The organism is Nonomuraea sp. NPDC050310 (genome assembly GCF_040655795.1).
Taxonomy (GTDB): Bacteria; Actinomycetota; Actinomycetes; order Streptosporangiales; family Streptosporangiaceae; genus Nonomuraea.
In genome coordinates this window covers 287,561-300,869 of record NZ_JBFAKP010000005.1, presented here as the reverse complement: position 1 = coordinate 300,869, position 13,309 = coordinate 287,561, and the positions used below count along the sequence as shown (strand labels likewise).

Genomic DNA, 13,309 nt, shown 5'->3' with positions numbered 1-13,309 from the left:
CTGCCGGGAGACTTCTGTGGATCTACCTCATCACCGCGGTCGGCGCCGTGAACCTTTCTCCAACTTGCTCGTCCGGGTGGGGCTTTACGGGCCCTGCATCGTCTTGCGGTTGGGCGGACGGCTGTCCAGCGACGACTTTCCTTTCCTGCGAGAGCATCTCGACCTGGCCATCAGCATCCGGCACCCGCCCTGGGTCATCGTGGACTTGTCCGGGGTGACCGTCGATGAGCAAGAGGGGTTCGGCGTATTCATCGACGCGCACGACCTGATCAGCCGCTCGTCGGGCCGACTCGTCCTGACCGGACTCCGCACTGACCCGCCGGACCCGCGTCTCGTCGTGCGAGGCAGCCTCGATGAGGCGTTAGCCGAGCTGATCGACGAGGGCATCCGCAGGTTGCAACGTTGAGCACACACGTTGGGGGCACTGCCGAGGTGACCGCGCCGGGTCCTTCGCGCGGCACTGATCTTGCGCGCGGACAGTCTCCTGGGCGGCCTGGCAACTCCGCCGGAGCCAAGCGCCCCAGTTTCATCGACCACCCGGCCGGCCGGTCTGCTGAGCCGGCGCCGCTACTGAAGGTAGGTCACGTGGAGAACAATTTCAGCATCGACTCTGACACCCGTGACGGCGTCGTCCTTCTTCGTCTGCGGGGCGCGCTCGACCAGGTGACCGCGTCGACACTGCGGGGAGGAATCGGGAAGGCGCTGGCCGGGTGCCACGCACCGGCCGTGGTCTTCGATGTCGCGGAGCTCACCTTCTGCGATTCCACCGGCCTGTCGGTCCTGCTGAACGCCCGGATGGCGACCGAGGAGGCCGGCGGGCGCGTGGCGTTGTGCTCGGTCACTGGCCGGCTGGCCTGGATGCTGCAAGCTACGGGGCTGAAGGCGCACTTCAACGTCTTTCCCACCACCCAGGAGGCAGTGGTCTTTTTGAAGTGAGCGTGAAAGCCACCGCAGACATCTGGCCGCGTCTCCTGGGCGGGGTTGGCTGGATCGCGCAACCTGTCGGTGTCGCCGCGGCGGCGACTGAGCTCACGTAGCGCGCTGCCGGCTCCAGCGTTGCAGGAGCGCAGGCAGTTCGCCGAGCAGGAAGGTGTAGAAGTCGCGCATCCCGGCCAGCCGCTGGTGGGCCGGACCATCGGCGGCGGTGGCGGCCATGCCGGATTCGGCGGCCTCCAACATGGCCCCGATCACGGTGTTCTGGGCGGTGAACAGGGTCGCCCAGGCGTCGTCGCGGAGCCGGTAGTGCTCGCGGCGGCTGCCGGGGACGGGCAGCCGTTCGATGAGGCCCACGGAGAGGAGCGACTTGACGGCGCCGGACACCGCGCCGGTCGAGGCGTCGAGCCGCTCGGCGATCTCACCCGCGGTGACGCTCGGCTGCTCGGTGAACAGAAACACGGCAAGGGTGCGGGCGGCCATGCGTTGCAGCCCGCCCTCGGTCAGCCTGAGCGCCAGATGTTCGGCCGCCTGCCACCGCTTGTCGTTGTCGTCCATGCCCCGCAGAATATCGAATCCCTGAGTCTTCAGAAATTTCTGAAATTTCGGTATGTTGAGAGGTGTCGGTCCGTTCTACGGGCTGAGGTGTGCCGGGAAGCCTGGTCGGCGAGGTGAGTCCAACAGCGCTCAACGTCGATGAGGAGACCGGCCACATGACCCTGCTCAGCCGCCTGTACGGCGTGCGTCCCAGTCCCAGCTACCGGGTGCGGGTACGACACGACGTGGCGATCCCGGCCGCGGACGGCACCCGGCTACTGGCCACGCACTACTTCCCCGCAGGACTGCGGCGCCCGCCGCTGGTGCTGCTGCGCTCGCCGTACGGCAGAGGCAACGCCGCCGACGGGCTGCCCAGGCTCCTGGCCGAGCGGGGCTACCAGGTTCTGTACCAGAGCCTGCGCGGCACAGCCGGATCGGAGGGCCGCTTCGACGGGTTCGTCATCGACCCGGCCGATGCGGACGGCACGCTGACCTGGCTGCGGGAACAGCCCTGGTTCGGCGGCGTGCTCGCCACCTGGGGAGCCAGCTACCTCGGCTTCGCGCAGTGGGAGCTGGCCGCCCGGGAGATCCCGGAGTGGAAGATCGCCCTCATCCAGGACGCGCCCTCGTCGTTCGCGCACCCCTTCATGTACCCGGGCGGGGCGTTCGCCACCGGCAACGCGCTGGGCTGGGTGCAGTTGGTGGATCGCATGTTCGCCGGCGGCCACTCGATGATCCGCCAGGTGCTGGGGCTGGCTGGGGCCTCCCGGCGGCTTCGCCGGGCGTGTCTGACGGTGCCGCTACTGGACGCGGACGTGGCGTTGACCGGGCACCGGGTGCCGTGGTTCCGCGAATGGGTCACGCACGGGCCGGACGAGGCCTACTGGCGGCCGACGGACCACCGTGCCAACGTCGGGCGGATGCCGCCGGTGGTGCATCTGCAGGGCGGCTGGGACGACTTCTTCCTGCCGTCCATGCTCGCCGATCACGCCGCGCTGGTCGCGGCCGGGCGGCGGGTGCGCCTGCTGGTCGGGCCGTGGACCCACGGCCGGGGTCTCTACACCCGCGCGGGATTGCGGGACGCCCTGCACGCTCTGGACTCCGTCCTGCTCGGGCGCGAGCCGCGGACCGGGGTGCGGGTCATGGTCACCGGATCCGGCCGCTGGACGAACCTGCCGTCCTGGCCGCCACCGCACGAGCCCACCCCCTGGTTCCTGCACCCGGCCGGACTGCTCGGCACCGAAGCGCCGGCCTCGGACGAGCCGCCGAGCCGCTACCGCTACGACCCGCACGACCCCACGCCGGCCATCGGCGGCACCCAGGTCGGCTGGACGTCCGGGCGCAAGGACCAGCGCGCGCTGGAGTCCCGCCCGGACGTCCTGACCTTCACCACCGAGCCCCTGGCCGGCGACGTCGAGGTGATCGGCCCGGTCCGGGTCCGGCTGCACGTACGCGCCGGCAACCCCCGCACCGACTTCGTCGCCCGCCTGTGCGAGGTCGATCAACGCGGCCGCTCCATCGGCCTGTGCGACGGCATCATCCGCCTGGAGTCGGCGGCCGAGGTCGCCGACATCGAGCTGTGGCCACTCGCGCACCGCTTCCGCCGCGGGCACCGCATCCGGCTGCAGGTCTGCTCCGGCGCGCACCCGCGCTACGGCCGCAACCCCGGCACCGGTCAGCCCCTGGCGACCGCCGGCGAACTGCGTCCGTCCGAGCAGGAGATCTTCCACAGCGCGGACCGGCCGTCCGCGGTATGGCTTCCCCTCGCCTCCTCACCCTCTTGATCTTCACCCTTGGAAAGGAGCACGCCATGCGTGCCCTCATCGCCGGCGCCGGAATCGCCGGCCTCGCCACCGCCCTGCGCCTGCACCAGGCGGGCTGGCAGTGCCTGATCGTCGAGCGCGCCCCGCAGCGGCGCGGCGGCGGCTACGGCGTCACCTTCGGCGGCATCGGCCACGACGGCGCCGAGAACATGGGCATCCTGCCCGCGCTCCGCCAGAAGGCCTTCACCACGACCGAGCTCGTCTACCGCAGGCCGGACGGGAGACGACGCTTCGTGCTCAACGGCCCGACCATCGCCGCCACCCTCGGCAAGAAGGCGTTCAACATCCTGCGCGGCGACATCGAGGCGGTCCTGTACGAAGCCGTCGAGCAGGACTGCGAGATCCGCTTCGCCACCACGATCACCGCCATCGACCAGAGCGCCGACGGCGTCACGGCCACCCTCAGCGACGGCCGCGTCGAGCACGCCGACCTGCTGGTCGGCGCGGACGGCCTGCACTCGGCCACCCGAGCCATGGTCTTCGGGCCCGAGGAGCGCTACCGCCTCGACCTCGGCCACCGGGTCGCCGTCTTCATGATGCGCCGCCCGCCGGCGGAGCTGCCATCGGGCACCACCGGCTCGATCACCTCCGGCGGGCGCACCTTCGCGATGATCAGCGTGGGCGACGGGCGGAGCGCGGCCTTCTTCGGCTACCGAACCGACCTGGCTCCCGGCGCCTCCATCGAGGAGCTGCACGACGTCTACGGCGACATGGGCTGGCTCGTCCCGCACGCCCTGCACGAGCTGAAGAGCGCAGAGTCGGTCTACTTCGACACGATCAGCCAGATGGTCGTCGACCGCTGGAGCCAGGGCCGAGTGGTCCTGCTCGGCGACGCCGCCTGGTGTGTCACCTTGTTCGCCGGGTACGGCTCGTCACTCGCCGTCGGCGGCGCCGACCGGCTGGGCGCCGCGCTGGAACGCCATCCCGGCGACATCCCGGCAGCACTGGCCGCATGGGAGGACGAGCTCCGGCCCGAAGCCGAGCAGAAGCAGAAACTCGGCCGGCGGGTGAAGGGCGTCTACGCCCCGCGCAACGCCCTCCTCCTGGAGCTCACCCAGCTACCCCTGCGGCTGGCCTCCTACAAACCGGTCCGCCGGCTCATCGAACGCAACTTCCAGATCCAACGATAAGGAGCATGTCCGCATGCGCGTACTGATCCTGGGCGGCACCCACCATGTGGGCCGCGCCCTCGTCGAAGCGGCGCTGGAACGTGGCGACGAGGTGACCACCCTCAACCGCGGGCTGTCCCGCTCCCCCGCGCCCGGTGTCCATGCGCTGATCGCCGATCGCACCGACCCCGATGCGGTACGGCAAGCGCTGGCTCACGGCGAATGGGATGCGGTCCTCGATACCTGGGCCTGGGCCCCACGCGCCGTCCGTCACACGGCCGGGCTGCTGGCTGAACGGGCCGGCCATTACGGCTACGTCTCCAGCCGTGCCGTGCACGCCTGGCCTTGGCCCTCTGGCGCCGACGAGAGCGCTCCGCTGGTCGCCGGTGACCCGGGCAGCGACGACAGCGACGACTACGCTGCGGCGAAGCGCGGCGGCGAGCTGGCCGTACTGGAACACTTCAGCGGCCGGTCGCTGCTGGCCCGTGCGGGCATGGTCCTCGGCCCGTACGAGGACGTCGGCCGCATCCCCTGGTGGCTGCGCCGTCTGGAGAAGGGTGGCCGCGTGCTGGCGCCGGGCCCTGAGGGGACGCCGCTGCAGTACATCGACGTCCGGGACCTGGCGGCATGGATGCTCACCTGCGCCGAGAACGGCACGCATGGGGCCTTCACCGTCACCGGGCCGCCAGGCGAGACCACCGTCGGCGCCCTGCTGCGAGCCATGCATGAGGCGTGCGGGTCGTCGGCCGAACTCGTCTGGGCTCCGATCCCGTGGCTGCTGGAACGTGGGCTGCCGTTGGGCATGGAACTCGGTTTGTGCTTCCCCGGCGAGGCCTACCCGGCCGGCATGCATGACGCCGACGTCTCCGCCGCCGTCGCCGCAGGGCTGAGCATCCGCCCCTTGGCCGAGACCATCGACGCTACCTGGGCCTGGCTACAGGCCGAGGGCGATCCCGCCCCGCGTCCGGACGCTCCCTCTCCGGACTCCTGGCTGGACTTGTCCCTCGAACGACGATTGCTCGCCGAGCTCCCCTGATCCGATTTGAACGGCACTGCGGATCAGCCATGATGGTCACGGCGAGTACGTCGACGGCGAACCGGGCGGCGTTTCACCGCTCGTTCGCCGTTGGAGCCAGAGGGCGCCCTGCTCGTCGTGCCAGACGTGCCAGCCTCCCCCGCCGCAGCCCGCGGGGCCGCTGTGCACGTGCGGCCTGCCCTCCGGAGCGGGGCGCCGCCCAAGCTCATGCGCTGGTCGAGTCCTTCCGGAGCCAGAAGAGTCGCCGATGCCTTTCCCATGCCGTAGCACGCGGATCCTCAGGCCAAGACCGAGCGCTACGACACAGACGGTGAGCCACAGATAGTCCGTCGAGCCGCCTAACGCCGCACCAGGCCACGACGAAGAGCACGAAGAGCAAGGCTCGAACCAGCAGATCGGGCGGTGCACCGAATCTCTGCTCCTGACGACGCTCCCACGCCGATCAGGCTTCCCGGCACACCACCGTCAACCCAACACGACCTGATCGAGGCATCACGCCCGGATATCGAGCCAATCGAGAGCCTCCGCAACCGTGGCGAACCGGTCCAACTCCACAGAAAATGCGAACCTGCGCGTGGCCCACTCCTGCTAGGGCGAGCTGCCCACCCCGCCCTGCCGCCTCGGCAGGCGCCGCCGCGAGCACCTCCCCGAGCTCACAGCCGCCATGAGGCAGATCGGCGACAGCCATCCACATCACGCGGACGGACTCACGGAGACGTGCGGGGGAACCCCCGCCAAGGTGGCTGCCCCCGTGCGGGGATGGCTTCTGAGCCGTCGGCGAACAGGGCCGCGGGGGGACATCGCGTCAGCCGAGGATTCCGCCGCCGCGCCATTGTCCCTAGTCTGGCCCCATATGTCCTACGACGGGGGCCGGAATGGACGGGGCGCGCGGGGCCGGAAAGCACAGCATGGTCGCGGGGATGTCGTGGCTGGGGGCAGGGGCGCTACTGCTGCTCGCAGGAGGCGGGATGACCGCCGTCGGGACCGGGGCGCCGGGTCTGGAGACGCAGACCTTCACCCGGATCTCCTGCCACGAGACGCGTACGGCCAAGGGCGGCACCGTGTGGCACTGCTTCGGCATGACTCCCGCCCAGATCAAGGCGGCCGCGGAGAACGAGCGCCGGGCCCGGCTGGACGCGCTGCGCGCCCACCGTTCCGGCGGTGCGCCCTGGGTCCCTGCACCCACCCCGCGCACCCGGCTTTCGTTCGTCGACCATGACGGCCGACAGGACCCAGTCGAGGTCACTGCCACCCTGGTTGGCTCGTACTGGATCGCCCACGCGCCGAGCGTGGTGGGCACGGGCGGGGCGCTGCTGCTGGCAGGCGCCGGGGTGACGGCCGCAGGGGTCGCCCGGCTGCGGACTTCGAAACGTGCGGCACGGTTCGCGGTCGGCGCGTTCTAGCTCGAAGCGGGTCAGATAGCCCGGGCGGGCGAACGTAGTGAGCATGACCACCCGGCAGCCCAGGTCACGAAGACCCGAGACTGCGCTCAACCCGTCGCCGCCCGCCATCTGGATGTCCAGCAGGACGACGTCAGGCCGGGCGGCGCGGGCGGCATCGATGGCCTCCGTCGCGGAGCCTGCCTGCCTGCCTGCCCGACCACCTCAAGATCTCGTTCCAGGTTCAACAGCGCCGCCAGGGCACCACGCACCAGCGTCTGGCCGTGACGAGCACCACCCGGATCATCGCGGGCACTCAGCGTGCAGGCGGCCGCGGCGCCGCGGCGAAGTCGACCTGTCGATCCTGCCGCTGCTCTTCGCCGACGCTCAAACTCAAGCGCCGCGCGCTGGCTGCGGTGGGTGAGAACACCTCTTGGTTCGTGCCCAACGTCGAGGCCATGGTTGAGGTCGACAGCACCGCGGTGGACGCGATGGAGTCCCTGCGCTCTGAACTCGGATTGCGCGGCGTCTTCGCCCTGGCCCGCGTGAAGCAGGACCTGCGCGCGACGCTGGACGCCTACAGGCTCACGGCGGCATCGGGCCCGGAGCGCCCATTGCCTACCCGGCCCGCCGCTGTGGAAGCCTATCGACTCAGCCGGCCAGCGCCAGGATCTCGGGACGGGCGTGCAGACGCGCCAGCGATTCCTTCTCCAACTGACGAACCCAGGTCGCAGTGAGCCCAAGTTCGGTAGCGGCCTAGCGGCGCGTGCGGACAGAGTAGCCGCCGAGGCCGAAGAGCATCCTCGTGATCAGCGCTTCACGAGACGCGAGGGCGTGATCGACCACGGGCTCCAGCGATTCCTGTATCAGGTGCTGTTCCACTTGATCTGCCACCGGCAGTTCGTCCATGTCATGCAGCACCTCCCGAAAGTGGTGTCGAGTGCGACGCACACCCAGGGCGGCCTCGTGGCATGAGCCGGCATGCGGATCGTGCCCGAGCGTTTCAGTCCCTGCTGGATGGCCTTGCGGATCCACCAGGTGGCGCAGGTGGAGAAGCGGAAGCCCGGGCGTGGTCGAAGCGCCGCACGGCCTCGATGAGACCCAGGTTCCCGTCCTGCACCACGTCGGCGAAGGTCACGCCCTGGTAGGCGTACCGATGCGCGATGGGCAGGACCAGGCGGAGGTTCGCACAGATCATCCGTTCCTGGGCCGCGGCACCCTCCGCCGCCACCTCCTCCAGCTCGGGGTCGGGCCCCCTCGTCTCGATGAGGTGCCTGGCGTACAGGCCCGCCTCTATCTGTTGAGCGAGCGCGACCTCCTCCTGCGCGGTCAGGAGAGGTGTTTCCATCTCGGCCCCTGTTCCGTCCGCCATGATCACCGTGTTGCTCCGAGGGCCGGTCAGCGGGCGCCGGCCAGGGCGTGGGCCGCCTGCACGACCACGACCGGGCAGCGGGCGCCGTGCAGGACGCCGTTGGTGACCGAGCCGAGGATGGCGCGGCGTGCGCCCACGACCACCAGGTCCGCGCGGGCGGAGGCGGCGTTGAGCGCCGGCGCCGCGCCTCCGCACACGGCTTCCTCGATCACCTCCACCCGGGGGTGCTTGTCACGCCAGGGCTGGAGGGTGCGCCGGGCCTCGGCCTGCGCGTTCTCGAACATCTGCGTGTACAGGGGCGGCCAGCCGCCGGTGAAGGGCGAGAAGGCGGGCGGGGCCCAGGCGTGGATCGCACGCAGTCTGGCGCCACGGCGCTCCGCCTCCGCGAAGGCGTAGTCGAGGTCGCCTGCCGACCTCGTGTCGTAGCCCACCACGATCTCGTCGAACGGCTCGGCGGGCTTGCCGGAGACGACGACCAGGGGGCACGGGGTGCGGGCGGCCAGCGCGGTGACGGCGGAGCCGAGGCGCAGGGCCGCACTCAGGCCATGGCCGTGGCGGCCGAGCACCAGCAGCTCGGCGTGCTCGGCCTCACGCTGCAGGGCGATGTTGACCCGGCCCCAGACGATCGCGGTGTCCACGGCCAGGCCGGGCGCCTGCTCGCGCGCCAGCCGCGCGGCCTCGGCCAGGATGTTGCGCTCGTGCTCGCCCACCTGCTCGATGGCGCTGAGCGCGGAGCGGGTGGGGCGGTCGTAGGCCCATACCCCGGACACGTGCACGATGCGGAGCGGGCGGCGAGTGCGGGCGGCTTCGGCCGAGGCCCAGCGCACGGCGTCGGCGGCGGGAGCTGATCCGTCTGTAGCGACCACGATGTGTGCGTTCATACTTCTATCCCAGCTTCTGGCGACGCTTTGCTGCAGTGCCGAAGGTCCCTGACAGCGGCCGCAGAAGGTCACAGACGAGCGGGGTGAGCAGCGCCGCGACCCCGGCCATGGCCCAGCCGAGCGGCGGAAGGGGCACCAGGGCCAGGAGCGCGCCGAGCGGGGCGATCAGCGTGACCAGCGCCTGGAGCGCGCCGGTGGCCAGCACGGCGGTGAGTACGGCTCTGCCTCGCCACCAGCCCTTCTCGAAGGTCCACCGGCGGGCGCGGGCGACATAGGCGAGGGTCAGCCGGGCGAGCACGAGGGTCAGGACCGCCTGGGTGCGCACGGCCTCCTCGCTCCAGCCCAGCCGTCGCGCGACCTCCACCGCGGCGAACACCAGCGCGGCCACCACGAGCGAGCGCAGCGCGATCCTGGCCAGCACCGGTCCGGCCAGCAGTCCTCCCGCCGGCGGTCTCGACGCCAGCGGGTCCCCGACCGGCCGGTCGACGCCCAGGGCGATGGCCGGGATGCCGTCGAGGACGAGGTTGATCCAGAGCAGATGCACCGGCAGGAGCGGGATGACCAGGTCGGGCCAGGCGAACAGGCCCACCAGCACGAGGAAGACCTCGGCGAGGTTGCCGGTCAGCAGGTAACCGATCATCGATGCGACGTTGCGGTGCAGCCGCCGCCCTTCGCGGACGCCCGCCACGATGGTGCCCAGCTCGCCGTTGGTGACGACGACCGCGGCGGCTTCGCGGGCGACGTCTGTGCCCTCGTCGCCGGCCATCGCGACGCCGACGTCGGCGTTGCGCAGGGCGGGGGCGTCGTTGACGCCGTCACCCGTCATGGTGACGACCTCTCCGTGCTCCCGTAGCGCATGGACGAGCTCCAGCTTGGTGGCGGGGTCGACGCGGGCCACGACCCCTGCCTGGCGGAGCAGCGTCCGGCGGTCGGATCCGTCGAGCTCGGCGCCCGTCACGACCGGCTCGGTCGGGATGCCAAGCTGTTCGGCGACGGAGCGGGCGGTGTCGGCGTGGTCGCCCGTCACCATGATCACTCTGATGCCGGCGCGGCGGCAGTCCTCGATCGCCTTCCTCGCCGAGGGCCGGATCTCGTCGCTGAGCGCGACCAGTCCCACGGGGTTCAGCCCGCCGGCGTCCAGGTCGTCGCTCGCCTTCTCGGCCAGCGCCAGCACGCGCAGGCCCTGACCCGTGAGATCCGGGATCGCCGCGCGCAGGGCGCTCACGCCCGCGCCTGGTGAGCAGCGGTCCAGGACCGTCTCCGGCGCGCCTTTCACGGTGAGCAGCGGCCCGTCGGTGACCACCGCCATGCTGCGCGTCTCCGCCTCGAAGGGCCGGGTGGCCAGGCGGCGCTCGCCCGGCGGCAGCCGTACGCCGCGAAGACCGGCGGCGGCGCTGAGCGCGACGTCGACCGCGTCGCCCAGCCCGTCACGGGAGTCGTTGCAGCGCAGCGCGGCGAGCCACGGGTCACCGACCTGTTCGGCGACCGCCAGCCGTCCGGTGGTCAGCGTCCCCGTCTTGTCGGAGGCGATGACCGTGGTGGCGCCCATCGCCTGGATGGCCGACAGGCGCCGCACGATCACCCCGAGGCGAGCCATGCGCTGCGAGCCCAGGGCGAGCGCGGTGGTCACGGCGGCCGCCATGCTCTCCGGCACCGCGGCGATCGCCAGGGCGACCCCGGCGAGGACGAGATCGAAGGGGGCGATGCCGCCGCGGGTGAAGCCGAGCACGACCATGACCGCGCCCGCGGTCACGGCCAGTACCCCGATGCGCCGGGAGACCGTGGCCAGCTCGATCTCCAGAGGGCCCTTGACGCCGTGATCGAGCGCCGAGGCGATCCGGCCGATCTCCGTCGTGGCGCCGGTGCGCTCGACCACGGCGAGCCCGCTGCCGCGGACGACCAGCGTGCCCGAGAAGAGCGCACCGTCCCGGTCACCGAGCGGCCCGCCGGTCGCTCCCCCGGCCTGTTTGGCCGCCGAACGCGACTCCCCGGTCAGCATCGCCTCGTCCGCCGCGAGCGCGCTGGCCTCGATCACCCGGGCGTCGGCGGGCACGCGGTCGCCTGCCGCCAGCTCGATGAGATCGCCCGGGACCACCTCGGCCGCGGGCACGCGCCTGACCACTCCGTCGCGACGGACTTTCGCCATGGGTGCGGTCAGCGACTTGAGCGCGCGGACCGCCTGTTCCGCCTTGAGCTCCTGGCCCACCCCGATGACCACGTTGATCAGCAGGATGGCGAGGATCGCCACGCCTTCCGGCACCTCGCCGAGAACGCCCAGCGTGACCAGTCCGGCGACCAGGAGAAGCAGCGACAGGGGGTCGGCCAGATGCCTCACCACCCGCTCCACGAGGGCGGGTGGCCGAGGCTGGGGCAGCTCGTTCGGGCCGGTTTCGGTGAGCAGGCGTGCCGCCTGCGTCTCGGACAATTCCGTCACACCACTCATACCTTCAGCAGATCATCGCCGACGTGGCGCAGGCCGGAGCCGAAAGGCCCCCGAAGCGAGGACCTTAGGCCCGGGGATCAGAGGAGCGATTGCTGCTCCGCGACGTGGGTGACTGCGTGCCGGACAGTCGCGATCAACCACGATGTGAGCGACGCGGCGGCGTCGAATACCTGCGGACCGCGCAGTCGCGGCTGGGGCGTAGACGTCGCGCCTGCTCAGCGCGCAACAACCGGCCAGGCCGAGCAGCAGGATGGTGGCCGTGGTTCCCGGATGCTGCTGATGACCGGCAGGTCGGTCCGCCGGGAACAGCGCGTACACCGCGGCCACGACGCCGCGGGCGATGCGGCTCCCGTCCCGCAGAGGCGATGGGTGCTGCCTCGGCCCCTGGCAGCGCCCATCATCGTGAGCCCGCCCTAGGGACGGGAGGCGGCGGACCGCACGGAGACGGCCAGGTGTTCACCCCACGCCTGTGCCCGGGCCAGCTCGCCCTCGGCCAGGGGGCCCAGCGTGCCGCCGACGTAGAAGCTCTCGGCCGGAGCTGCCAGGCCCAGGCCCAGCCGCCGCAGGCGGCGCAGTGCTCCCTTGGCCGCCGACCCCGGAAGCCGCGGCTTGCCCACCCGCGTGTCGAAGGCGGTGGCGGCAGTCAGCGGAACGCTCGCCGTCGCCAGCCACTCACGCATGCCTCTGCTTTGGGACACCAGCTCGCCGAGCGCCTGCTCCGCCGCGGACCTGCGGGTCGACGGGCGGGACATGCCGAAGGCGTGCGTGGGCCCGCCGATGACGAGAATGCTCACATCCTCGGCGACGGTGTCAGGCGCAACGCCGACCTCGACCACATCGGCCGGCATGTTCCGAGCCAGCCCCCGCCCGATCGCCTCCGCGATGGCCCGGGTGTTGCCGAACATGGATTCGTAGATCACGAGCGCGCGCATCTTCCTCATCCTCCTGCTGCTGGGAGCACCGGCTCCAGATGGAACATGCCGGTGACGACCTCGCTGGGTGCCCGCTCCGCCGGGAGCCGTCCGGCCACGGCGGTGAGCACGTCGGTGCTGGTGACCAACCCGGCCACGCGGCCGTCGCCGGCGAAGACGGGAACGGCGTCGGTCTCGGTGTCGAGCATGAGCTGGGCGATCCGGCTCAGCGGGTCACCCGTCTGCGCCCTGGGCATCCGCCGGCCGTGGAGCAGGGCACGTACCTGGCGGCGTGCCTGTACCTCCGGGCCGCCGTACCAGGAGGCGAGCACGTCGTCCCTGCTCAGGATCCCGATCAGCCGGCCGTTCTCCATCACAGGCAGGTGACGGATCCCGGCCCGGTGCATGATCTCCCAGGCCATCATCGGGGATTCCTCGGGCTTGACAACGACGAGGATCCGGCTCATCACCCGCTCGGCGCTTTGCTCAACGATGCTCATAGGTCCAGGTTCGCCGTTCGCGCGTCCGGGCGCAGGGGGCGAAAGTCCCTGCCCTCGAGGTCCTTGGTCTTGCGTCCCTTGTCTCTTCGCCGTGTCCTTCTCCGGGAGACTTGAGCGCGTCACTAGGCCCGCCGGTAGCCCGCGGCTTCGCCGAGGAGGTCGCGCGCCATGTCCTGGGCCGCCGGAACGGGCAGGCCTGCGGAGGCGTTCATCCGCTCCAGCAACTCACCGGTGCGCCCGCGCACCCGCTCGGCGATCTCGGTCACCGCCAGGCGTTCTCCCAGATCACGCTGGCGCACCCGGCGATCACCCAGCAGGAACAGCACCACATCGACCCTGGAGGTCGTCGCCATCCCCGGGCGGAGCCGGCTGACGCACGACGGCG

The 13,309-nt window shown here is 71.3% G+C and carries 15 protein-coding genes and 1 pseudogene; 7 read left to right on the top strand and 9 right to left on the bottom strand.

The window, feature by feature from the left end:
• Positions 1–16 precede the first annotated feature (16 nt).
• Positions 17–406, top strand: coding sequence for an STAS domain-containing protein (locus AB0I67_RS16535; protein WP_357923849.1), 390 nt, complete (start codon positions 17–19; stop codon positions 404–406).
• 179 nt (positions 407–585) lie between these two features.
• Complete coding sequence (locus AB0I67_RS16530; RefSeq protein ID WP_357923847.1) at positions 586–936, top strand: STAS domain-containing protein; 351 nt, start codon at positions 586–588, stop codon at positions 934–936.
• A 93-nt stretch (positions 937–1,029) separates the two neighbouring features.
• Here the strand turns inward: AB0I67_RS16530 and AB0I67_RS16525 are convergent, their stop codons facing one another.
• Positions 1,030–1,491, bottom strand: coding sequence for a MarR family transcriptional regulator (locus AB0I67_RS16525; protein WP_357923846.1), 462 nt, complete (start codon positions 1,489–1,491; stop codon positions 1,030–1,032).
• A 155-nt stretch (positions 1,492–1,646) separates the two neighbouring features.
• On the opposite strand from AB0I67_RS16525, the gene AB0I67_RS16520 reads away from it, so the two are divergent.
• The 4 genes from AB0I67_RS16520 to AB0I67_RS16505 all read left to right on the top strand — a co-directional run bounded on the left by AB0I67_RS16520 (position 1,647) and on the right by AB0I67_RS16505 (position 6,841).
• Positions 1,647–3,254 carry a CocE/NonD family hydrolase gene (locus AB0I67_RS16520; protein ID WP_357923844.1) on the top strand — a complete coding sequence of 536 codons (1,608 nt, stop codon included), beginning with the start codon at positions 1,647–1,649 and terminating at the stop codon, positions 3,252–3,254.
• A 26-nt stretch (positions 3,255–3,280) separates the two neighbouring features.
• Positions 3,281–4,423: an FAD-dependent monooxygenase gene (locus AB0I67_RS16515; RefSeq protein ID WP_357923842.1), complete on the top strand. Its 1,143-nt coding sequence runs from the start codon at positions 3,281–3,283 to the stop codon at positions 4,421–4,423.
• A gap of 13 nt (positions 4,424–4,436) precedes the next feature.
• Positions 4,437–5,438 carry an NAD-dependent epimerase/dehydratase family protein gene (locus AB0I67_RS16510; RefSeq protein ID WP_357923840.1) on the top strand — a complete coding sequence of 334 codons (1,002 nt, stop codon included), beginning with the start codon at positions 4,437–4,439 and terminating at the stop codon, positions 5,436–5,438.
• A 968-nt stretch (positions 5,439–6,406) separates the two neighbouring features.
• On the top strand, positions 6,407–6,841 hold the full coding sequence (locus tag AB0I67_RS16505; protein ID WP_357923838.1) for a hypothetical protein: 435 nt from the start codon (positions 6,407–6,409) through the stop codon (positions 6,839–6,841).
• Between the two features lie 75 nt (positions 6,842–6,916).
• Here the strand turns inward: AB0I67_RS16505 and AB0I67_RS16500 are convergent.
• Positions 6,917–6,964: pseudogene (locus AB0I67_RS16500) on the bottom strand (hypothetical protein); the annotation flags it as partial.
• A gap of 137 nt (positions 6,965–7,101) precedes the next feature.
• On the opposite strand from AB0I67_RS16500, the gene AB0I67_RS16495 reads away from it, so the two are divergent.
• A complete protein-coding gene (locus AB0I67_RS16495) occupies positions 7,102–7,554 on the top strand; it encodes a hypothetical protein (RefSeq protein ID WP_357923836.1) in 453 nt (150 codons plus the stop codon).
• Positions 7,555–7,573: 19 nt separating this feature from the next.
• On the opposite strand, the gene AB0I67_RS16490 is transcribed toward AB0I67_RS16495, so the two are convergent.
• The 7 genes from AB0I67_RS16490 to AB0I67_RS16460 form a co-directional block, all read right to left on the bottom strand.
• The gene (locus AB0I67_RS16490; protein ID WP_357923834.1) at positions 7,574–7,726 is read right to left on the bottom strand and encodes a hypothetical protein; all 153 of its coding nucleotides are present in this window, start codon (positions 7,724–7,726) and stop codon (positions 7,574–7,576) included.
• A gap of 94 nt (positions 7,727–7,820) precedes the next feature.
• The gene (locus AB0I67_RS16485; protein ID WP_357923833.1) at positions 7,821–8,165 is read right to left on the bottom strand and encodes a sigma factor; all 345 of its coding nucleotides are present in this window, start codon (positions 8,163–8,165) and stop codon (positions 7,821–7,823) included.
• Positions 8,166–8,215: 50 nt separating this feature from the next.
• Positions 8,216–9,070 carry a universal stress protein gene (locus tag AB0I67_RS16480; RefSeq protein ID WP_357923831.1) on the bottom strand — a complete coding sequence of 285 codons (855 nt, stop codon included), beginning with the start codon at positions 9,068–9,070 and terminating at the stop codon, positions 8,216–8,218.
• 4 nt (positions 9,071–9,074) lie between these two features.
• Positions 9,075–11,504: a cation-transporting P-type ATPase gene (locus tag AB0I67_RS16475; RefSeq protein WP_357923829.1), complete on the bottom strand. Its 2,430-nt coding sequence runs from the start codon at positions 11,502–11,504 to the stop codon at positions 9,075–9,077.
• A gap of 422 nt (positions 11,505–11,926) precedes the next feature.
• On the bottom strand, positions 11,927–12,445 hold the full coding sequence (locus AB0I67_RS16470; protein WP_357923827.1) for a flavodoxin domain-containing protein: 519 nt from the start codon (positions 12,443–12,445) through the stop codon (positions 11,927–11,929).
• Between the two features lie 5 nt (positions 12,446–12,450).
• A complete protein-coding gene (locus tag AB0I67_RS16465; RefSeq protein WP_357923825.1) occupies positions 12,451–12,924 on the bottom strand; it encodes a CBS domain-containing protein in 474 nt (157 codons plus the stop codon).
• A gap of 122 nt (positions 12,925–13,046) precedes the next feature.
• On the bottom strand, positions 13,047–13,250 hold the full coding sequence (locus tag AB0I67_RS16460) for a hypothetical protein (RefSeq protein ID WP_357923823.1): 204 nt from the start codon (positions 13,248–13,250) through the stop codon (positions 13,047–13,049).
• Between the last annotated feature and the right edge of the window lie 59 nt (positions 13,251–13,309).

Coding starts and splice junctions, on each gene's coding strand:
- AB0I67_RS16525 (WP_357923846.1), bottom strand. CDS start 1,491: ATGGACGACAACGACAAGCGGTGGCAGGCGGCCGAACATCTGGCGCTC.
- AB0I67_RS16520 (WP_357923844.1), top strand. CDS start 1,647: ATGACCCTGCTCAGCCGCCTGTACGGCGTGCGTCCCAGTCCCAGCTAC.
- AB0I67_RS16515 (WP_357923842.1), top strand. CDS start 3,281: ATGCGTGCCCTCATCGCCGGCGCCGGAATCGCCGGCCTCGCCACCGCC.
- AB0I67_RS16510 (WP_357923840.1), top strand. CDS start 4,437: ATGCGCGTACTGATCCTGGGCGGCACCCACCATGTGGGCCGCGCCCTC.
- AB0I67_RS16505 (WP_357923838.1), top strand. CDS start 6,407: ATGACCGCCGTCGGGACCGGGGCGCCGGGTCTGGAGACGCAGACCTTC.
- AB0I67_RS16490 (WP_357923834.1), bottom strand. CDS start 7,726: ATGGACGAACTGCCGGTGGCAGATCAAGTGGAACAGCACCTGATACAG.
- AB0I67_RS16485 (WP_357923833.1), bottom strand. CDS start 8,165: ATGGAAACACCTCTCCTGACCGCGCAGGAGGAGGTCGCGCTCGCTCAA.
- AB0I67_RS16480 (WP_357923831.1), bottom strand. CDS start 9,070: ATGAACGCACACATCGTGGTCGCTACAGACGGATCAGCTCCCGCCGCC.
- AB0I67_RS16470 (WP_357923827.1), bottom strand. CDS start 12,445: ATGCGCGCGCTCGTGATCTACGAATCCATGTTCGGCAACACCCGGGCC.
- AB0I67_RS16465 (WP_357923825.1), bottom strand. CDS start 12,924: ATGAGCATCGTTGAGCAAAGCGCCGAGCGGGTGATGAGCCGGATCCTC.